This is a genomic window from Mesorhizobium dulcispinae (assembly GCF_033977345.1).
In the GTDB taxonomy this organism is placed as follows: Bacteria; Pseudomonadota; Alphaproteobacteria; order Rhizobiales; family Rhizobiaceae; genus Mesorhizobium; species Mesorhizobium dulcispinae.
Map to the genome: position 1 here is coordinate 204,783 of NZ_JAVIIY010000003.1, position 19,243 is coordinate 224,025.

At 62.4% G+C, this 19,243-nt stretch carries 18 protein-coding genes; 5 read left to right on the top strand and 13 right to left on the bottom strand.

All coding sequences use genetic code 11. The features are described 5' to 3' along the window. The first annotated feature begins 30 nt into the window (after nucleotides 1-30). From RFN30_RS08895 to RFN30_RS08910, 4 genes are all read left to right on the top strand, one after another. A complete protein-coding gene (locus tag RFN30_RS08895; RefSeq protein WP_320261722.1) occupies nucleotides 31-1,185 on the top strand; it encodes a YcaO-like family protein in 1,155 nt (384 codons plus the stop codon). A 4-nt stretch (nucleotides 1,186-1,189) separates the two neighbouring features. Next, on the top strand, nucleotides 1,190-1,918 hold the full coding sequence (locus tag RFN30_RS08900; protein ID WP_320261723.1) for a TfuA-like protein: 729 nt from the start codon (nucleotides 1,190-1,192) through the stop codon (nucleotides 1,916-1,918). 67 nt (nucleotides 1,919-1,985) lie between these two features. Next, a complete protein-coding gene (locus RFN30_RS08905) occupies nucleotides 1,986-3,185 on the top strand; it encodes a gluzincin family metallopeptidase (RefSeq protein WP_320261724.1) in 1,200 nt (399 codons plus the stop codon). A gap of 29 nt (nucleotides 3,186-3,214) precedes the next feature. Beyond that, nucleotides 3,215-3,907: a hypothetical protein gene (locus tag RFN30_RS08910; protein ID WP_320261725.1), complete on the top strand. Its 693-nt coding sequence runs from the start codon at nucleotides 3,215-3,217 to the stop codon at nucleotides 3,905-3,907. A 376-nt stretch (nucleotides 3,908-4,283) separates the two neighbouring features. Here RFN30_RS08910 and RFN30_RS08915 read toward each other — a convergent pair whose 3' ends face one another. The 5 genes from RFN30_RS08915 to RFN30_RS08935 form a co-directional block, all read right to left on the bottom strand. Then, complete coding sequence (locus tag RFN30_RS08915) at nucleotides 4,284-4,667, bottom strand: hypothetical protein (RefSeq protein ID WP_320261726.1); 384 nt, start codon at nucleotides 4,665-4,667, stop codon at nucleotides 4,284-4,286. Between the two features lie 167 nt (nucleotides 4,668-4,834). Then, nucleotides 4,835-4,981: a hypothetical protein gene (locus RFN30_RS08920; protein ID WP_320261727.1), complete on the bottom strand. Its 147-nt coding sequence runs from the start codon at nucleotides 4,979-4,981 to the stop codon at nucleotides 4,835-4,837. A 57-nt stretch (nucleotides 4,982-5,038) separates the two neighbouring features. Next, the gene (locus RFN30_RS08925; RefSeq protein ID WP_320261728.1) at nucleotides 5,039-5,242 is read right to left on the bottom strand and encodes a hypothetical protein; all 204 of its coding nucleotides are present in this window, start codon (nucleotides 5,240-5,242) and stop codon (nucleotides 5,039-5,041) included. Between the two features lie 65 nt (nucleotides 5,243-5,307). Next, nucleotides 5,308-5,928 carry a ribonuclease D gene (locus tag RFN30_RS08930; RefSeq protein WP_320261729.1) on the bottom strand — a complete coding sequence of 207 codons (621 nt, stop codon included), beginning with the start codon at nucleotides 5,926-5,928 and terminating at the stop codon, nucleotides 5,308-5,310. A 146-nt stretch (nucleotides 5,929-6,074) separates the two neighbouring features. Further along, entirely contained in the window at nucleotides 6,075-7,460 is a 1,386-nt protein-coding gene (locus RFN30_RS08935) for a M20/M25/M40 family metallo-hydrolase (RefSeq protein WP_320261730.1), read from the bottom strand. 424 nt (nucleotides 7,461-7,884) lie between these two features. Between RFN30_RS08935 and polA the strand changes: the two genes are divergently transcribed. Further along, nucleotides 7,885-10,845, top strand: coding sequence for a DNA polymerase I (gene polA / locus RFN30_RS08940; RefSeq protein WP_320262071.1), 2,961 nt, complete (start codon nucleotides 7,885-7,887; stop codon nucleotides 10,843-10,845). Between the two features lie 233 nt (nucleotides 10,846-11,078). Here polA and RFN30_RS08945 read toward each other — a convergent pair whose 3' ends face one another. The 8 genes from RFN30_RS08945 to RFN30_RS08980 all read right to left on the bottom strand — a co-directional run bounded on the left by RFN30_RS08945 (nucleotide 11,079) and on the right by RFN30_RS08980 (nucleotide 18,956). Then, nucleotides 11,079-11,483, bottom strand: coding sequence for a Fur family transcriptional regulator (locus tag RFN30_RS08945; protein WP_059184736.1), 405 nt, complete (start codon nucleotides 11,481-11,483; stop codon nucleotides 11,079-11,081). Nucleotides 11,484-11,609: 126 nt separating this feature from the next. Continuing rightward, entirely contained in the window at nucleotides 11,610-12,656 is a 1,047-nt protein-coding gene (gene mgrA / locus RFN30_RS08950; RefSeq protein WP_320261731.1) for an L-glyceraldehyde 3-phosphate reductase, read from the bottom strand. A 111-nt stretch (nucleotides 12,657-12,767) separates the two neighbouring features. Continuing rightward, nucleotides 12,768-13,910: a Gfo/Idh/MocA family protein gene (locus tag RFN30_RS08955; protein WP_320261732.1), complete on the bottom strand. Its 1,143-nt coding sequence runs from the start codon at nucleotides 13,908-13,910 to the stop codon at nucleotides 12,768-12,770. An 11-nt stretch (nucleotides 13,911-13,921) separates the two neighbouring features. Then, entirely contained in the window at nucleotides 13,922-14,668 is a 747-nt protein-coding gene (locus RFN30_RS08960) for a sugar phosphate isomerase/epimerase family protein (RefSeq protein ID WP_320261733.1), read from the bottom strand. A gap of 39 nt (nucleotides 14,669-14,707) precedes the next feature. Then, a complete protein-coding gene (locus tag RFN30_RS08965) occupies nucleotides 14,708-15,817 on the bottom strand; it encodes an ABC transporter ATP-binding protein (RefSeq protein ID WP_320262072.1) in 1,110 nt (369 codons plus the stop codon). Further along, nucleotides 15,817-16,746 (bottom strand): carbohydrate ABC transporter permease, encoded by a 930-nt coding sequence (locus RFN30_RS08970; RefSeq protein WP_320261734.1) that lies wholly within the window; start codon nucleotides 16,744-16,746, stop codon nucleotides 15,817-15,819. The genes RFN30_RS08965 and RFN30_RS08970 overlap by 1 nt, the downstream gene beginning before the upstream one ends. Further along, a complete protein-coding gene (locus RFN30_RS08975; protein ID WP_320261735.1) occupies nucleotides 16,739-17,632 on the bottom strand; it encodes a carbohydrate ABC transporter permease in 894 nt (297 codons plus the stop codon). The genes RFN30_RS08970 and RFN30_RS08975 overlap by 8 nt, the downstream gene beginning before the upstream one ends. 85 nt (nucleotides 17,633-17,717) lie before the next feature. Next, nucleotides 17,718-18,956 (bottom strand): ABC transporter substrate-binding protein, encoded by a 1,239-nt coding sequence (locus tag RFN30_RS08980; RefSeq protein WP_320261736.1) that lies wholly within the window; start codon nucleotides 18,954-18,956, stop codon nucleotides 17,718-17,720. Between the last annotated feature and the right edge of the window lie 287 nt (nucleotides 18,957-19,243).

Here is a 19,243-nt window from a genome sequence, read left to right on the forward strand (position 1 = left end):
ACCGCGCGACCGGGAGATCGGGAAGCTTCCATGCTGGAACGATACGAGCGCTCGGGTCCTCCGCCGCACGAGGCGCTCATGCGGCTAATGACGATGCGCGAGCTCTTGGGCATCACACGGATTGCGGACATCACAGGTCTCGACGTGCTTGACATACCCGTGGTTCAGGCAGTCAGGCCCTTCTCCCTTTTAAATTCCGTTTCGCAAGGCAAGGGGCCGACGAGAACCGAAGCTGCGGTATCGGCCATTCTCGAGACCGCAGAGTCCTACTTTGCCGAGCGCTTGGCGCACTACGATCCCACCGCCGCCTCCGCGGACTCCCTGAATATCCCTCCTGAAAGATTCGAAGCCCATCTCCAGCCTGGTGTCGACCCGGGCTGGCGCAGCAGGGAGATAGCTTGGATTCATGCCGAGAATATCCTCAAGGGTGGTCTGCAGGATTGGGTCCCCTTCGAGCTTGTGCACACTGCCTACGTGTTCCCCCCGCGGCCGCAAGAGGAAATCTTCGCTTCATCGACGTCCGGCCTAGCGGCCTCCTTCGAGGAAACGGACTCGATCCTGCATGGGATAATGGAATGCATCGAGCGCGACGCACTCGCGCGGGCGGAGCGAATCCATGGCTTTTTCCAGCGCCGTCGAATTGACCCGAGAACGATCGACGATCCGACAGTTGCGAACCTTCTCGAAAGCCTGGAGGCCAAAGGCCTGCTGGTGGGGCTTTGGCACGCCCCCTCACCGCTGGGACTACCGGTGGTCTGGTGCCATCTCATGGAGGATCGGCCGCCGGAAACTGCAATTCTTCACCACCCGGCAGAGGGCTCGGCTGCAGGTTTCGATGCCGCGTCCGCGATCGTTCACGCAATCTACGAGGCGGCGCAGTCGCGACTGACAGCGATCTCCGGCGCCCGTGATGACCTGACACGCGCGTCCTATCCAAAATATCCCGATTGGCAAAAAATTGCGGCGCACCGACACCTCCTGTCCGACGGCCCTCACGAGGTTCATTTCCATGCGATTGCCGGGCAGAATTGCAGCGCGGGAAATAGGATGTCCGCTCTTCTCGCACAGATCGAGGGCGCAGGAATCGAATCAGTGTACAGGATTCAGTTCGATACGAGACCGCTCGGCGACCTGTCGGTCGTCAGGATCGTCATACCGGCCTTGACGCCGCTGTTGCATGGCTAGGCGAATGCGTCCGAAGCTGGTCTTTGCCGGTCCCACCCTGTCACAGAGCGAAGTGCTGGAAGTGGCGGAGGCGATCTGCCTTCCGCCGGCCGTGCAGGGTTCGATCATTGCGGCTGTGCAGCATTTTGATCCGAGTGCGATAGTCATCATCGACGGCGGCTTTCAGTCGGAGCCGGCGGTCAGGCACAAGGAAATCCTTTGGGCAATAGCGAAAGGTGTTCCTGTTATAGGCGCAGCGAGCATGGGGGCTCTTCGCGCTGCGGAACTCTTTCCCTACATGCAGGGAGTGGGGCTCATCTACCGGTGGTATCGTCGTTTTGCGTTTGCGCCTGACGACGCGGTGGCTGTGCTGCACGGACCATCGGAGGTAAACTCCGCGCCCATAACCCACGCGCTGATCGATCTTCGCATGACGGTTCGCAGGGCCTGCCGTCGCGGCATCATTTCGGCTGAATACGGGACGAGGCTGGATCGCGCCGCGCAAGCTCTCAATTTTCGCGAGCGCACGCTCGCCCGCATGGTCAGTGACGCCTTGTCATGCGAAGGCGATCTCGTCGTCGAGAAATATCAGGCGATCCTCGTCGCAGCTTTCGTTCAGCAAAAGAAGCAGGATGCGCGTGACGCACTCCGGCTTTTGCGTCACGGTTTATTCAAGGAGCCCGCACCCCTGCCGGATTTCCAATTGACGGCGGCTTTCTTTAAGGATCTTGACGAAGCCGGGCTAGAGATTTGAAAGCTTCATGGCGAGAACTCTCAAATCCTGATTTACAATACGTTTTAGATTTTGCTAATGTACTAAAATGAGAGGGGCTGAGCTACCAGGAACGCTCGATCGATCCAACGACGAGAGTCGCTCCGTCGGCACGCGCTTCCTGCTATTCCCCCAGGTGCCCCACCTTGCCGATTACGGCACACCCGAGACCGTCTGGATATCGACCCCGCCGGGCCGGCTACACCCCGGTCCGCAGGACCATCGCATCTATGTCCGCGATCCGCTCCTCGACAAGGAACCTTACGAATATCCCTATCTACCGCCCTTCGTTGGCGAGGTCTTCCCGCCGGCGGAACCCGCCTACGACGGTCACTTCGACCAGATTTCATTGAATTCACGTCAGTTCCTGGCGGCACATGCCTTCGGCGCAGTCAGCCGGGTCCTGGACATCTGGGAAAGCTACCTTGGGCGGCCGATAACCTGGTACTTCGCGGAAACTTATGAGCGGCTGGAGATCATCCCGTGGGTCGACTGGAACAACGCCCAGTCTGGCTACGGTTATCTGGAACTCGGTGCGGACAAGGCGCCCGACGGTCGAAATTTTCCCTATGCCCTCAACTTCGATACGATTGCCCATGAGGTCGGCCATGCGATTCTGTTTTCCCTTTTTGGGGTGCCGGCAAATGGCTTGAAGACCGGCGACTTCGCGTCGTTCCATGAGGCGAGCGCCGATATAACGTCGCTTTTGTCCTTCCTGCATTTCGACAGCGGTCTCGACCGGCTGCTCCGCCACTGCAACGGCAATCTCCTCATACTGAACGAACTCAACCGCATCGCCGAACTGATCGGTGACCGGCAGATTCGCCTCGCCAGCAATTCGCGCCGCATGTCTGAAGTCTCCGACGAAATCCATGACAGGTCGCGGCCTTTCACGGGGGCGGTATTCGATACGATCGTAGACGCCTATCACGCGAATCTCGTGGGTGATGGACTAGCCGACGAGCGGCTTCTCGATATCGACATCAGGGATATCGACGAGGCCGCCATGCACCGCATCTCGGATTTTACGGCGCTGGCCTTCCGCGCCAGGCCGTTCCTGTTCAAGAGCGCGCTTACCCGGGCGCGCGACGATGTGGCGCTGACCCTCGCCCGGACCTGGTCCGGCCTCGACGCGGACGATCTGACATTTGAGAATGCCGCGATGGCCGTAACCGAAGCTGGCGGTCGCATCGCGCCGGCGTTGCGCGAAAAGTTCGAAGAAAACTTCAGATGGCGTGAAATTTCATGAACTGAATTGCCGAAGCGAGGAGGAGCATCATGAGCGACGACTATCACCGTCCGACACTGACATTCCCCAACGGTGCATATAATGCAACGCAGGTCAGGCTCTACGGAATTGAAGCGGACATTGGTATTTCCTTTCCCGGACAGGCCAGCGAAATCTCAGACACCAACATTTATGTCCAAACAGCAGATGACGTTGACGCCGACGAACGGGACATCAACGCAGCGAAAGAATTACTTAACAAAGCCACATCGAATAAGGCCCGCCGCGGCATAATTCTCGGCAGAGACAAGTATTCTCCTATTCCGATAAGAGCCAGCTTCAGTATTAAATTGGATATGAAGGAACTTGGCATAGCCGTTGTGACTGCGAGTACACATACATATATCCTCGGCAGCAAGCCAGAGAAAGAGCTTTCTTGCGGATTGATGGTCGGCTATGCCTACGAAGGCCATACATATGACCTGCCAAAACCCAAGATAATGCTAGTTAATAAGTTGCCAGAATGGGAGATTCCAAAGGATGACTCTGACTACAAATTGAAAGAAGACGAAGGTTATGCTGTCTGGATCGTTGATAAACTCGACCAATGCGTCGAGATCGAAATGAACCAGGGCTTTGTCGAACAGCTTGTACTCGAGGCGAACCTTCCCGGCAAACGCTCGCCGACCATGTACGCGGCCAGGCAGGCGCTTGGGCACCGTAGCGGCAGACTGACTGAGTAGTGCTTCCTGTTACTTCGCGGCCCGTCGAAGGGTATGTCAGCCCGTCCAAGTTTGGTGGTGTCGGAAACGACAACTGGGCGTCGAGTTGGCTGCGGCGCTGCCCGATCAATGGTCTGGCGAACCTAAAGACGATGAACGAGATTAAGTGCTGGCTCCTTTAAAGGCGCGTTAAGTGGGGAAAAATCGAAGCGATTGAAAATCAAAATGCTTGGTAAGTACCCAATCCGCGTCGGTTCCGCACGGCGGAGGTCCCGGTTACCGTGACCGGACGGCCTGGGCGATACTGCATTCGTTTGAGCCTTTTTGGAGCGCGATCGGCCTGAGATCCGATCGCGCTTCTTGCCGGATCGCATCCGGCAGGCAGGTCGGCCGTGGACTAGTCGAGAATGGCGCGGACCGACAACGCCGCTCTCGATGCCTGCATCACATCGCCGACATGGCAGTAGCAGACGATCTCGTGCAACTGATAATCGGTCAGCTCGAAGAAGCGCTTTGCTTCCCCATAGCTGTCGTTTCTCAAACCCTCGTCGTGCAAAACAGGGTCTTCCAGGGCGACGGATATCGGCGAGCCGTCGCCGCGCATCATATTGCGTTCCCGCGGCGCACGATATTCGGTGCCGGTAAGCGCGGTCAGGAGCCGGCTGGGCTCACGTTCGAGAAGTTTCGCCCAACGTTCGAGGCGCTGGGTTCGGCTCATGACGGATTTGGCGGTGCGGACCTCGGCAACAGCATGCAGTTGGTCCAGTGTTTGGTGTTTCATGGCAACCTCCTAGTGGCTAGGTTGGTCGGCCCCAAACTCCCTATGCTGAGGATGATATCGCTGAACCGCCCGGACGTCATCTTGTTTGCCGTCCCGCTCCCGCAAGATTGATGGGAGCTGTTGTCCGGAGCAGGCCGGTCAAGCGGCGAGATGCGCCGGCGATCGGATCAATTCTGTTGGATCGAGATGCCCTTGTCGTCGATCTTGAGCTCCACGCCTTTCGGCCTGGTCTGCTCGCGATAGATGTAGACGCCAAGCGCGATAACCACGACGACCAATGCGCCGATGATGAGATAGAGCACGTTCTGTCTCATTGCGCCCCCTTCCAGCGGTCGAGTCTCACGCCCGCTTCAAAGCCCTGCGGCGATTGCTCACTGGTCGTCATCATCATCGGATGCCGGCCGCCAGCTCGTCGGATCGACCTTCTTCTGCGTGTCGCTGTCGGTATAGACCCACCAGCCGCCGTCACGATATTGACCAACGGATTCGTTGACCACGCCGTCACTGTCCTTCCATAGGATCGTGACCTTGGAGCCGTCCTTCGGCGCGCTCTCTATCGGTTTGCGCTCTGCCATTTCATTCCCTCCCATCTCGCTCGACAATGGACCGGCAGGAACGTTGCTCGACGCGCCGGGTTCCGTCAGCTGTGCGCGAAGATATCTTCCTCCGCCCAGCCCATCAGGTCGAGCTTCGCCCGCGTCGGCAGGAAGCGGAAGCAGGCCTCGGCCTCCTTGGTGCGATCCTCGCGCGCCAGCCGCGCGGCCAGCACCTCGCGCAGCCGGTGCAGGTAAAGCACGTCGGAGGCGGCATATTCGATCTGCTCGGGCGAGAGCGTCTCCGCCGCCCAGTCCGAGGATTGCTGCGCCTTGGAGAGGCCGATGCCGAGCAGCTCGTTGCAGAGATCCTTCAGCCCATGGCGGTCGGTGTAGGTGCGGGTCAGCCGCGAGGCTATCTTGGTGCAGAAAACCGGCTCCGGCATGACGCCGAAAGCGTGATAAAGGACAGCAATGTCGAAGCGGCCGTAGTGAAACAACTTCACCACGGCGTCATTCCTGAGAAGGCTGACGAGGTTGGGCGCCTCCTTCTGGCCGGGCGCGATCTGTATGACGTCGGCGCTACCGTCACCGGGCGAGATCTGCACCACGCAGAGCCGGTCGCGATGCGGGTTCAAGCCAAGCGTTTCCGTATCGATGGCCACCGCCCCGACATTGTAGCGGGACAGGTCCGGCAGATCGTTCTTGTGGAAACGGATGTCAGTCATTCTCTTCTCCGGATCGCGGCCTGCGGCGCCGCGCAGCCTTTGGGATGCGCAATGGACGCCGCACATTGCGCTGGAAAGCCCGTCCTTGCCGCGATCTGGAAAAAAATCAACAGAAAGTTGATTTTCAAGCCTTCCGTGCGTTCGCCTCAGCGTGTCAGCGCATCGAGAATGCGCGCCCAGGAACGCTGCCCCTTGTGGAAGGAGGTGAGCTCGTATTTCTCGTTTGGCGAATGGATGCGGTCATCGTCGAGGCCGAAGCCGACCAGCAGCGATTCCATGCCGAGATAGGCCTGGAAATCGCCGACCACGGGAATGGAGCCGCCGCCGCCGGTGGTGACGGCCTGCTTTTCCCATTCGTCGGAGAGCGCATCCTTGGCCTTGGCGAGGAACGGCGAGTCGTAAGAAAGCTGGATCGCCGGCGAGCCGCCATGCGGATGGAACTCGACCGAGCAGTCGGCCGGGATCCGCTCGCGCACGAAAGCCTGGAAGGCGGCGCGGATTTTCTTCGGGTCCTGCTTGTGGACGAGCCGGAACGACACTTTCGCCGAGGCTTCCGCAGCGATCACCGTCTTGAAGCCCTTGCCGGTGTAGCCGCCGATGATGCCGTTGAACTCGGCCGTCGGCCGCGCCCAGGTGAGCTCGAGCAGCGAGCGGCCCTTTTCGCCGGCGGGAATGGAAAGCCCGACCGGGCCGAGGAAGGTCTCGGCGGTCTCGCCGAGTCCCTCCCAGGATTTCAGCACCTGCGAAGGTGTCTCCTCGACGCCGTCATAGAAGCCCGCGATGGTGACGCGGCCGTCCTTGTCATGCACGTCGGCGAGGACCTTGGCGAGGATCCGTATGGGATTGGCGGCGGGGCCGCCATAGAGGCCGGAATGCAGGTCGCGGCTGGCCGCCTTGACGGTGACTTCCTCGCCGACCATGCCGCGCAGCGACACGCAGATCGACGGCGTCTCGCGGTTCCACATGCTGGTGTCGCAGACCAAAGCGAAATCCGCTTTCAGCTCGGCGGCGTTCGCCTCGAGGAACGGTTTCAGCGACGGCGAGCCGGATTCTTCCTCGCCCTCGAACAGGATGGTGATGCGGCACGGCAGGTTGCCATGCACCTGCTTCCAGGCGCGGCAGGCCTCGACGAAGGTCATCAGCTGTCCCTTGTCGTCGGCCGAACCGCGCCCGGTGATCACCTTGCGGCCGGGCTCGATCTCCTTGATCGAGGGCGCGAACGGATCGGTTTCCCACAGCTCGATCGGATCGACCGGCTGCACGTCATAATGGCCGTAGAACAGCACATGCGGCGCGCCGGCCGGCCCTTCGTGATGCGCCACCACCATCGGATGTCCGGGCGTGTCGCGCAGGCTGGCGTCGAAACCGATCAGCTTGAGCTCTGCCACCAGCCATTCGGCGCCCTTGCGGCAGTCGGCGGCATAGGCGGGGTCGGTGGAGATAGACTTGATGCCGAGCAGGCCGAACAGCCGCTCCAGGCTCTGGTCGAGATTCTGGTCGAGGCGGTCGAGGACGGGGGAAATTCTGGACATGCTTTTTGCCTTTCGATTTTGGCGCCGACCCTAAAGGGCAAGACCAAAAACGAAAAGCCGTGATCGTTGGACCAAGGATCGGGGCATGTCGAAAGGCAAAAAAGAACCGCCGTGGTGGAGGGGGAACCACGGCGGTCTTTACTCGAAACGTTGCGGCAGCCCGGAGAGGGGGGATAGGCTGCCGCAGTTTGCCCGGGATAGGCGGGGGACGGGCCTTACTCCGGACTTCGGCGAAAAATGCCGATGCCAACTATTTGGGTCTCTGAACATGGCGATTCAAGGGCACGAAGATTACACTTTTGTAACATGCCCGTGAGCGGTCGGATTCGCCCGAGACAGTGTCTGTCAGGGGTGTTGCCTGAAGCGGTGGTTTGCACAGCCTTTGGCATGGACCGCGAAGCTTGGCCGCGCTATCCCTGCCGGCATGAAAAAAGGCGATCATCTCTTTCTTGTCGACGGCTCCGGCTACATTTTCCGCGCCTACCACGCGCTGCCGCCGCTCAACCGCAAATCCGACGGCCTGCCGACCAGCGCCGTGCTCGGCTTCTGCAACATGGTGTGGAAGCTGATGCAGGACGCCCGCAACACGAGCGTGGGCATCGTGCCGACGCATTTTGCCGTCATATTCGACTATTCCTCGAAGACCTTCCGCAGCGATCTTTATCCCGAATACAAGGCCAACCGCTCGGCGCCGCCGGAAGACCTCATCCCGCAATTCGGCCTGATCCGCCAGGCGACCGTGGCGTTCAACCTGCCCTGCATCGAGATGGAAGGCTTTGAGGCCGACGACATCATCGCCACTTATAGCCGGCTGGCCTGCGAGGTCGGCGCCGACACCACCATCGTCTCCTCCGACAAGGACCTTATGCAACTGGTCGGCCCGACGGTCGGCATGTACGACCCGATGAAGGATCGCCAGATCGGTATTCCCGAAGTGATCGAGAAATGGGGCGTGCCGCCGGAGAAGATGATCGACCTGCAGGCGCTGACCGGCGACTCCGTCGACAATGTGCCCGGCGTGCCCGGCATCGGGCCGAAGACGGCGGCGCAGCTTCTGGAGCAGTTCGGCGACCTCGACGGCCTCTTGGCGCGCGCCTCCGAGATCAAACAGGAGAAGCGGCGCGAGACGATCATCGCCAATGCCGACAAGGCGCGCATCTCGCGTGAGCTGGTGACGCTCAGGAACGACGTGCCGCTGAAGGAGGGGCTGGACGATCTGGTGCTGCATGCGCCGGACGGGCCGAAGCTGATCGGTTTCCTGAAGACGATGGAGTTTACCACGCTGACCCGCCGCGTGGCGGAGGCGACCGCAACCGAGATCGGCGACGTCCAGGCCGCGTCGGTCACCATCGAGCGCGCCGACACCGCGCATGGCCCCGATGTTGGCGCCGGCGCGCCGCCGGCCCCAAGGCCGGCGACGCCGAACGGTGCCGCCAAGCCGGCCGCACCGATCAGGAGCGAGGACGCGCCGCCGCAGGGCGACACCCCTTCCCTGCTCTCGGCGCTGCGGCTGGAACAGGCGACGGCGCGCAAGATCGACCCTTCAGCCTATACAGCCATTCGCGACGCGGCCACGCTGAAGGCCTGGATCGCCGAGGCGAAGGAAGCCGGAATCCTGGCCTTCGACGCCGAGACCACCTCGCCCGACCCGATGCAGGCCGACTTGATCGGCCTTTCCATGGCGATCGCGCCGGGCAGGGCTGTCTACGTGCCGCTCGCCCACACGAGCGGCAACGGCGACCTGCTTGGCGGCGGCCTGCTGGCGGACCAGATCCCGGTCCGCGAGGCGCTGGCGCTGCTCAAGCCGCTGCTCGAGGACAGGTCGGTGCTCAAGATCGTCCAGGACATGAAATACGATATCGTCGTGATGAGCCGGCACAGCATCGAGGTCGGCCCGTTCGACGACACAATGCTGATCTCCTATGTGCTCGATGCCGGCACGTCCGGCGGCCACGACCTCGCTTCGCTGTCGGAGAAGTGGCTGGGCCATGCCCCGGCCACGAAGAAGGAGCTTGCCGGCTCCGGCAAGAGCGCCGTCGGCTTCGACCAGGTCGACATCGAGCGGGCGACCGCCTATGCCGGCGAGCAGGCCGATCTGGCGCTGCGGCTCTGGCAGCTGCTGAAGCCCCGGCTTGCCGCCAAGGGCCTGGTTTCCGTCTATGAGCGGCTGGAGCGGCCACTGGTGCCTGTGCTCGCCCGCATGGAGCAGCGCGGCATTTCGGTCGATCGCCAGATCCTGTCCAGGCTGTCGGGCGAGCTGGCGCAAGGCGCCGCCCGTGTCGAGGAAGAGATCTACGGGATCGTCGGCGAGCGCATCAACATCGGCTCGCCGAAGCAGCTCGGCGATATCCTGTTCGGCAGGATGGGCCTGCCGGGCGGCTCCAAGACCAAGACCGGCCAATGGTCGACCTCGGCGCAGCTTCTGGAGGACCTTGCCGCGGAAGGCCACGAGCTGCCGCGCAAGATCGTCGACTGGCGCCAGCTCACCAAGCTGAAATCGACCTATACCGACGCCCTGCCCGGCTTCATCAATCCCGGCACCAATCGCGTCCACACCTCCTATGCTCTGGCGGCGACAACGACCGGGCGGCTGTCTTCATCCGACCCCAATCTGCAGAACATCCCGGTGCGCACCGCGGAAGGCCGCAAGATCAGGACCGCTTTCATCGCCGAAAAGGGTCACAAGCTGGTTTCGGCCGACTACAGCCAGATCGAATTGCGCGTGCTGGCCCATGTCGCCGAGATCCCGCAGCTCAAGCAGGCCTTCGCCGACGGCGCAGACATCCACGCCATCACCGCGTCGGAGATGTTCAACGTGCCGGTCGAGGGCATGCCTTCGGAAGTGCGCCGCCGCGCCAAGGCGATCAATTTCGGCATCATCTACGGCATCTCGGCCTTCGGCCTCGCCAACCAGCTGTCGATCCCGCGCGAGGAGGCGAGCGCCTATATTAAGCGCTACTTCGAGCGCTTCCCGGGCATCCGCGACTATATCGAGGAAACCAAGGCCTATGCGCGCGAATACGGCTTCGTCGAGACCATCTTCGGCCGCCGCATCCACTATCCGGAGATAAGGTCGTCCAATCCCTCGGTCCGCGCCTTCAACGAGCGCGCCTCGATCAACGCGAGGCTCCAGGGCACCGCAGCCGACATCATCCGCCGCGCAATGGTGCATATGGAGGAAGCACTGGACAAAGCAAAGCTCTCGGCCCGCATGCTCTTGCAGGTGCATGACGAGCTGATCTTCGAGACAGTGGAAGCGGAGGTCGAAGCGACGATCCCGGTCGTTCGCCGCGTGATGGAGAACGCGCCGATGCCGGCCGTCTCGATGTCGGTGCCGCTGCATGTCGACGCCCGCGCCGCCGACAACTGGGACGAGGCGCATTAGCTCGGGCCACCGATACCATCCAGCCGCCGCGATCCTTCACACCCCCCTCTGTCCTGCCGGACATCTCCCCCGCAAGGGGGGAGATTGGCCGTCACTTCAGATTCCGCCAATCTTCAACGTTGCAGAATGAGCGGGGGCTTTAAGCTGCCAATCTCCCCCCTTGCGGGGGAGATGCCTGGCAAGGCAGAGGGGGGTGCTGTCCCGCCAGCATCAATCGGTTAGCAGGCCTGCCCTCAAGCCGCCTCGGCGCGGCACTTGGCACACACGCCGCGAAATTCGATCACCGCCTTCTTGGCGGCGAAGCCCGTCGAGCGCACCCATTCGTCCAGCCGGTGGTCGACATCGTGGTCAGACATCTCGGTCACCTGGCCGCAGCTGTCGCAGATCGCAAAGGCGGTCATCGAATGGCTGTGGTCGTGCGGCTCGGCGCAGGCAACGAAGGAGTTGAGGCTTTCCAGCCGGTGCACGAAGCCCGACTTCACCAGCGTGTCGAGGGCGCGGTAGACCTGCAGCGGCGCTCGGAAGCCGCGCTCGCGCAGCTGGTCGAGCAGCATATAGGCGCTGAGCGGCCCGCTGGCGGCTTCGAGCTTCTCGAGCACGCACAGCTGGTTCTTGGTCAGCGCATCCCTTGCCGTCATCTATTCCGTTCCGCTCGCCGCGCCGTTTCGCGTGTCGATTGTGCACGCAAACGGCCTCCGCTCCATGAGATAGCGACGAACGCGCATTTTTGCCACTGTTTCCGCAGTTGGCCGCCGGCGCGGCAACTACTTGCGCGGCGGTCCCTTGCGCTCGGCGGATGCCGCCCAAAGGTTGATGTCGGCCTCGCGCGCGTAAGTGTCGATCTCGGCGAGCTCGGCATCGCAGAATTCGAGCGCCTTGAGCGCGCCGACGCAATCCTCGACCTGTTCCGGCCGACTGGCGCCGATCAGCGCTGTGGTCACGCGTCCCTTGCGCAATACCCAGGCCAGCGCCATCTGCGCCAGCGTCTGGCCGCGCCGGCCGGCGATGGCGTTGAGCGCCTTGATGTTGGCGATCGACTTGTCGTTGATGAAGGCCGGACGCAGCGACTTGCCTTGGCTGGCGCGGCTGCCTTCCGGGATGCCGCCGAGATATTTGTCGGTCAGCATGCCTTGCGCCAGCGGCGAGAACACGATCGAGCCGATGCCGAGCCCGTCCAGCGTGTCGAGCAGCCCGTCCTCCTCCACCCAGCGGTTGAGCATGGAATAGCTCGGCTGGTGGATGAGGCAGGGTGTGCCGAGCCGCTTCAGTATGTCGGCGGCCTCACGCGTGCGCTGCGAATTGTAGGAGGAGATGCCGGCGTAGAGCGCCTTGCCTGAGCGCACGGCATGGTCGAGCGCGCCCATGGTTTCTTCCAGCGGCGTCTCGGGATCGAAGCGATGCGAATAGAAGATGTCGACATAGTCGAGCCCCATGCGCTTCAGGCTCTGGTCGAGGCTCGCAAGCACATATTTGCGACTGCCCCATTCGCCGTAGGGGCCGGCCCACATCTCATAACCCGCCTTGGTCGAGATGATCAGCTCGTCGCGATAGGCGGCGAAGTCGGTGCGCAGGATCTCGCCGAACGCCGTCTCGGCCGAGCCGGGCGGCGGGCCGTAATTGTTGGCGAGGTCGAAATGCGTGATGCCGAGGTCGAAGGCCTTGCGCACGATCGCCTGCTTGGTCCTTTGCGGCGTGTCGTTGCCGAAATTGTGCCACAGCCCGAGCGAGATCGCCGGCAGCTTGAGGCCGGACCGCCCGCAGCGATTGTAGATCATCTTCTCGTAGCGGTTCTCGGCGGCGACATAGGGCATGGGGATCCTCGGGAGCGAAGCGGCGCGGCGAACGCCGCGGCGAATTTGAATCGATGCTTGTCCCCCATCCATACCCTCTCCCCGCCGAAACGGGGAGAGGGTAGTTGCCACCTACTTTTTCTTCGTCAGCAGCGCCTTGGCTTCCTTGATGCCGAGCGCCGCCGGCCGCTCGCAGGTCGTCTGCATGGCGACGAACTTGCCGCTTTCGCCGGAGCGCAGGGTACCGGTCATGACATCGACGGCGTGCAGCGCCAGCTCCATCGAGCAGCGGTGCGGCCGCTCTTCGGCGATCGCGATCGCCATGTCGGCAAGGCCGGCGGTGCGGTAGTTGGCCATCATGCCATGGCTGTGCATCTCGTTGGGCACACCGAACGGATGGTCCCACTTCGGCAGCTTCTTCACCGGCTTGGTCGCGTCGGTGAAGCGCACCTCGCCGCCGAAGAAGTTCGGGTCCGGCACGAAGACAGTGCCCGCCTCGCCATAAAGCTCCATCGGCGCATGGCCGTGGCTCCAGACGTCCCACGAGGTGTTGAGCGTCACCACCGCGCCGTTCGCGAATTCGAGCAGCGCATGGATGGTGGTCGGCGTGTTGACCGGGATCTTTTCGCCCGCGCGCGGTTTGGAGCTGATGGTGCGCTCCTTGGCCGGCATCGCGGCGAAAGCCGCCACCTGCTTCACCGGCCCGATCAGCTGGATCAGGTTGGTGACATAATACGGACCGATATCGAGTACCGGGCCGGCGCCTGGCTGGAAGAAGAAGTCGGGGTTGGGGTGCCAGTGCTCCATGCCGTGACCCATCACATGGCAGGTACCGCTGGTGATCCTGCCGAGCTTGCCGCTGTCGATCAGGTCGCGCGCCAGCTGATGCGCGCCGCCGAAGAACGTGTCCGGCGCCGAACCGATGCGCAGCCCCTTCTTCTCGGCCCGCTTCTTGAGGTCGAGCCCTTCCTCGATCGACAGCACGAAAGGCTTTTCCGAATAGACGTGCTTGCCGGCGTCGAGCACCTGCTTCGACACCTCGTAATGCACCGCGGGAACCGTCAGGTTGACGACGATGTCGATCTCTTCGTCCTTGAGCAGGTCATTGACCGTCTCGGCGCGGAGCTTGAACTCCTTCGCCCGCGCCTTCGCCGCGTCCATGTTGATGTCCGCACAGGCACGCATCTTGATGCCGCGGAAGAGCGGCGCCAGCGAGAAATACGCTTTCGAGATGTTGCCGCAGCCGATGACGCCTACGCCAAGTTTGCTTGCCATTTATTCTGCTCCTACCAGCTCTTGGCTGCCGCGATCGAGCGACGGGCAAAGCGCTCGATGTCGTTGGGGTTGTCCTGTTCCATGACGAAATACTGGGCCGCGCTCTTCGTTCGCAACGCCTTGATCAGGCCGGGCCAGTCAATGGTGCCGTGGCCGACATCCGACCAGCCGTCCTCGTCCAGCCCCTCGCCGGGCTTGGCCATATCCTTGACGTGGACGGCGCTGATGCGCTTGCCGTGCTTCTCGATCCAGGGCAGCGGATCGGCGCCGCCGCGCACCACCCAGGCGACGTCCATTTCCCAGCCGATGTCGGGCGCGGCCGACAGGATGTGGTCCTGCGGCAGCGAGCCGTCGGCGAGCGCCTTGAACTCGAAATCATGATTGTGCCAGGCAAAGCCGTAGCCGGCCTTCTTCGCGGCCTCGCCGACCTTGGCGAGACGCTCGCCGAAGCCGCGCCAGCCGGCTGCATCGGAGGGCCGCGCATCGGGCATGAGATAGGGGCAGATCAAAAGCTTGACGCCAAGCGCATCGGCGATTTTGCGCACGCCGTCGAAATCTTTCTGCAGCGCATCGATCGAGAAATGCCCGGTCGGCATGGCGAGTCCGTTCTTGTCGAGCTCGGCGCGGAAAGCCTTGGGATCGTCATAGACGCCGCCAAAGCCTTCGACTTCCTTGTAGCCCAGCTCGCCGAGCATTTTCAGCACGCCGTCCCATGGCTGGAAGTTTCGGGCGCTGTAGAGTTGGAATGACCATTTCATCTGTCCTGTCCGTTCTGCTTGGGGGATGATTTTTCGGAGTTAGAGGCGACTGTCGGTCTCGGCGTCAAACAGCGAGGCGCGCGCCGGATCGAAGCCGATGCGGATCGCATCGCCGTTGCGCAGCGTCTTGTCCGCTTCGACGCGGAAGGAAAGGATCTGGCCGCCGAGCTTCGTCCACACCAGCGTGTCGGAGCCCATCGGATCGACGATCTCGACCGTCGATTCGGCGGTGAACGGCATGGCCTTTGCGGCGTCGCCGAAGGCGATGTGCTCAGGGCGGATGCCGAAGATGCAAGGCTTGGCGACGCGGCCACCGTCGCCGTCGAACTGATAGCGGCCAAGCGGCACCGACACGCCGTCGGCCTTGAACACCGGCTCCTCGCCCGCTTCCAGCTGCCCGTTGATAAAATTCATTGCCGGCGAGCCGAGGAAGCCGGCGACGAAGCGGTTGACCGGCCGGTTGTAGATCTTCTGCGGCGCATCGAGCTGCTGGATAACGCCGCCCCTCATGACGGCGATGCGGTCGGCCAGCGTCATCGCCTCGATCTGGTCGTGCGTGACGTAGATCATCGTGTTCTCGAGGTTGCGGTGCAGCAGCTTGATCTCGACGCGCAGCTCCGAGCGCAGCTTGGCGTCGAGATTGGACAGCGGCTCGTCGAACAGGAAGACGTCGACGTCGCGCACCAGCGCCCGCCCGATCGCCACGCGCTGGCGCTGGCCGCCGGAAAGCGCCGAGGGCTTCCTCTGCAACAGCGGTTCGATCTGCAGGATCTCGGCCGCGCGCGCTATGCGTTTGGCGATCTCCTCCTTCGGCACGCCGGCCACGCGCAGGCCGAAGGAGAGGTTCTTCTCGACCGTCATCTGCGGATAGAGCGCATAGGACTGGAACACCATTCCGATGCCGCGATCCTTCGGCTCTTCCCAGGTGACGTTCTTGCCCTTGATGAAGATGCGGCCTTCCGAGATGTCGAGCAGGCCGGCGATGCAGTTGAGCAAGGTCGACTTGCCGCAGCCGGACGGCCCGAGTAGCACGATGAATTCGCCCTCGGCGACGTCGAGATTGAGCGTCTGCAGAACCGAGACCGCGCCGAAATTGAGCGACAGGTTCTGGATCGAAACGCTGGGATTGGCGATCGCTGCTGCCATCATCATCCTTTCACCGCGCCGGCGGCGATGCCGCGCACGAAGAGCTTGCCGGAAACGAAGTAGACGATGAGCGGCACGAGGCCGGTCAGGATGGTCGCGGCCATGTTGACGTTGTATTCCTTCACGCCCTGCACCGAGTTGACGATGTTGTTGAGCTGCACCGTCATCGGATAGGTGTCGGGGCGGGTGTAGACGACGCCGAACAGGAAGTCGTTCCAGATGCCGGTCACCTGCAGGATGATGGCGACGACGAAGATCGGCAGCGACATCGGCAGCATGATGCGCAGGTAGATGCCCCAGAAGCCGGCGCCGTCGACGCGCGCGGCGCGGAACAGCTCTTCCGGCATCGACGTGAAATAGTTGCGGAACAGAAGCGTCAGGATCGGCATGCCGAAGATGGAGTGGACGATCACCAGGCCTTTGAGGCTGCCGTAGAGGCCGATCTCGCGCAGGATGATGACGATCGGATAAATCATCACCTGATAGGGAATGAAGGCGCCGACGATCAGGATGATGAAGAACGTGTCGGCGCCCTTGAAACGCCAGTTGGCAAGCGCATAGCCATTCACCGAGGCGATCGCGATCGACAGCAGCACCGACGGAACGGTGATGCGCACCGAGTTCCAGAAGCCGCGCGAGAGCCCATCGCAGTTGAGGCCCGTGCAGGCCGTCGACCAAGCCTTGACCCAAGGCTCGAAGGTGATCTCCAGCGGCGGCGAGAAGATGTTGCCGAGGCGGATCTCCGGCATGCCTTTGAGCGAGGTAACCACCATCACGTAGAGCGGCAGGAGGTAATAGAGCGCCACGACGATGAGCGTGCCATAGAGGAAGATGTTGCGGCGCGAGAACACATGTCGCGGTTTCGTTCCGCTCGGCCCGGACACCGTGGATCTGATGGCGGCCGCTTGAGCGGCGAGGGAAACGTCAGCCACGCTTCTTGCCTCCGAATTCGAGGTAGGCCCATGGCACGATGACGATCACCACCGACAGAAGCATCATCGTCGAGGCAGCGAAACCCTGGCCGAGGTTCTGGGCGAAAAACATGTAGTCGTAGACGTACTTTGCCGGCACCTCGGAGGCGATGCCGGGACCGCCGCTGGTCTGGGCCACCACCAGATCGTAGACCTTGACGATGCCGGCGGCGATGATGACCAAGGTGGTTATGAAGACCGGCCGCATCATCGGGATGACGATGAAGAGATAGGTCTTCCACATCGGTATGCCGTCCACCCGCGCGGCTTTCCAGATGTCCTCGTCGATGCCGCGCAGGCCGGCGAGCATCAGGCACATGATGAGCCCCGTGCCTTGCCAGAGCGCCGCGATCGAAATGCCGTAAATGACGATGCTGGAATTATAGAGCGGATCGAAGCTGAAGCTCGTCCAGCCGAGGTCGCGCACCACGCGCTGGATGCCGAAGTCCGGATTGAGCAGCCACTGCCAGACCAGCCCGGTGACGATGAAGGAGAGCGCGAACGGGTAGAGGAAGATGGTGCGGAACGTGTCCTCGAAGCGGATCTTCTGGTCGAGCAGCGCCGCGAGGATGAAGCCGATCACCAGCGAAAACACCAGCGCGATCACGCCGTAGATCAAAAGGTTCTCGATCGACACCAGCCAGCGCGGCGTCGCCCACAGCCGGTAGTACTGGTCGAGCCCGACGAAATTCAGCCGCGGCAACAGCTTCGAATTGGTGAAGGAATAGAGCACCGTCCAGGCCGTGCCGCCGACGAAGACCACCAGCGCGGTCAGGATCATCGGGATCGACGCGACCTTGGCATTGAGATTGCGGAAAAGCTGGTTGGGGCGTTCGCTGTTGCTCATCTCGGCAGCCGGGCTGGGACAATGAGGGCATCACGCTCCCGACCCCGGATGGGCAGGGGCCGGGAGCTGGCGGGGGCGCCGTCGATCAGTCGGCCGAAGCGATGATGTCGGCGAAGCGCTTCTGCGCCTCTTCGAGCGTCATGTCTGGCTTGGCGAAGAATTCGGAGAACAGATCCTCCTTCTGCTTCTGGCTGTCCTGCGAGAGCAGCTGGTCCGTCCACGGGATGACGGCGCCCTTGGCGAGGATCGCGAGGCCCTTCTTCATGCAGTCGTTCGCCGTGTTGAGGTCGACGTCGCCGCGCACCGGCAGCGAGCCCTTCTTGAGATTGAAGGCGACCTGGGTCTTCGGATCGAGCAGCGTCTCGGCCAGGACTTCCTGCGCCTTGGCCTTGTCGGCGTCCTTCAGCAGCGGGAAGTAGAAGGCGTCGCCGCCGGTGGCGATGACCTCGTTCAGGCCGAGGCCGGGCAGGCAGGTATAGTCCTTGCCGGCAGTCTTGCCGGCGACCTGGAACTCGCCCTGCGCCCAGTCGCCCATGATCTGCCCGCCGGCCTTGCCGGTGATGACGAGATTGGTCGCCTGGTTCCAGTCCTGCACATTGGTGTTCTTGGCCATCTTGCGGGCGTCGTCGGCTGCCTTGAACACCTTGGCGATCTCGGGGCCGCCGGCGAATTTGGCGTCCTTTTCCTTGTAGACCTTGAGGAAGGCGTCGGTGCCGCCGACCGCGGCGAGCAGCACGTCGAAGGCGCCCGATGCCTGCCAGGGCTGCCCGCCGACCGCGAGCGGGATGATGCCGGCCTTTTCCAGCGCCGGCGCGGCTGCCACGAATTCATTCCAGTCCTTCGGCATCGGCACGCCGGCCTTCTGGAAGGCCTCGCTCGACAGCCACAGCCACTGCCAGGAATGGATGTTGACCGGCACGCAATAGATCTTGCCGTCGATGGTGCAGCTGTCGAGCAGGCTCTTCGGCCGCACGATTTCCGTCCACTTGTCCTTGGTGGCGAGATCGGTGAGGTCGCGCATCAGCCCGGCCTGGACAAGCTCCTCCGCCTGGCGGCCGTGGTTGAACTGGGTGGCGCCCATCGGGTCGCCGCCGGTGATGCGGCTGATCATGATCGGCCGCGCCGTGCCGCCGGAGCCGGCGATGGCGCCGTCGACCCAGTGATTGCCGGTCGCGTCGAATGCCTTGGCGAGTTCAGCCACCGCTGCCGCCTCGCCGCCCGAAGTCCACCAATGAGTGACTTCGAGGTCGGTCGCGCCCGCCGGTCCGGCGAAATTCAGCGCGACCGTCGCGGCGAACGCGGCAGTCAGGAATTTGTATCGCATTTCGGTTCCTCCCAGAATCTGAAACGTTACAGATTTTCGATACGGCAATTGGCAGACATAGGCAACCCCTCGAATGGAAACGGCATGATATTTTTTCGGAGCGCGAACAAAATCCTTCTCCGGGAGCAGCTCGACAGCCCCTGACGGGATCGTTTGATGCCGAAAGCCCCGAGAAATTGAGATTTCTTTGTGATTCCAGTGGCTTTCGGCCGCTCCCTTCGACGCTGATCGCCGCTATCGCGATCCGCCCACCGGTCGCGGGCGTTGGCAATCTGTAACGTTTCAGT

Coding starts and splice junctions, on each gene's coding strand:
- RFN30_RS08895 (WP_320261722.1), top strand. CDS start 31: ATGCTGGAACGATACGAGCGCTCGGGTCCTCCGCCGCACGAGGCGCTC.
- RFN30_RS08900 (WP_320261723.1), top strand. CDS start 1,190: ATGCGTCCGAAGCTGGTCTTTGCCGGTCCCACCCTGTCACAGAGCGAA.
- RFN30_RS08905 (WP_320261724.1), top strand. CDS start 1,986: ATGAGAGGGGCTGAGCTACCAGGAACGCTCGATCGATCCAACGACGAG.
- RFN30_RS08910 (WP_320261725.1), top strand. CDS start 3,215: ATGAGCGACGACTATCACCGTCCGACACTGACATTCCCCAACGGTGCA.
- RFN30_RS08915 (WP_320261726.1), bottom strand. CDS start 4,667: ATGAAACACCAAACACTGGACCAACTGCATGCTGTTGCCGAGGTCCGC.
- RFN30_RS08920 (WP_320261727.1), bottom strand. CDS start 4,981: ATGAGACAGAACGTGCTCTATCTCATCATCGGCGCATTGGTCGTCGTG.
- RFN30_RS08925 (WP_320261728.1), bottom strand. CDS start 5,242: ATGGCAGAGCGCAAACCGATAGAGAGCGCGCCGAAGGACGGCTCCAAG.
- RFN30_RS08930 (WP_320261729.1), bottom strand. CDS start 5,928: ATGACTGACATCCGTTTCCACAAGAACGATCTGCCGGACCTGTCCCGC.
- RFN30_RS08935 (WP_320261730.1), bottom strand. CDS start 7,460: ATGTCCAGAATTTCCCCCGTCCTCGACCGCCTCGACCAGAATCTCGAC.
- polA (WP_320262071.1), top strand. CDS start 7,885: ATGAAAAAAGGCGATCATCTCTTTCTTGTCGACGGCTCCGGCTACATT.
- RFN30_RS08945 (WP_059184736.1), bottom strand. CDS start 11,483: ATGACGGCAAGGGATGCGCTGACCAAGAACCAGCTGTGCGTGCTCGAG.
- mgrA (WP_320261731.1), bottom strand. CDS start 12,656: ATGCCCTATGTCGCCGCCGAGAACCGCTACGAGAAGATGATCTACAAT.
- RFN30_RS08955 (WP_320261732.1), bottom strand. CDS start 13,910: ATGGCAAGCAAACTTGGCGTAGGCGTCATCGGCTGCGGCAACATCTCG.
- RFN30_RS08960 (WP_320261733.1), bottom strand. CDS start 14,668: ATGAAATGGTCATTCCAACTCTACAGCGCCCGAAACTTCCAGCCATGG.
- RFN30_RS08965 (WP_320262072.1), bottom strand. CDS start 15,817: ATGATGGCAGCAGCGATCGCCAATCCCAGCGTTTCGATCCAGAACCTG.
- RFN30_RS08975 (WP_320261735.1), bottom strand. CDS start 17,632: ATGAGCAACAGCGAACGCCCCAACCAGCTTTTCCGCAATCTCAATGCC.
- RFN30_RS08980 (WP_320261736.1), bottom strand. CDS start 18,956: ATGCGATACAAATTCCTGACTGCCGCGTTCGCCGCGACGGTCGCGCTG.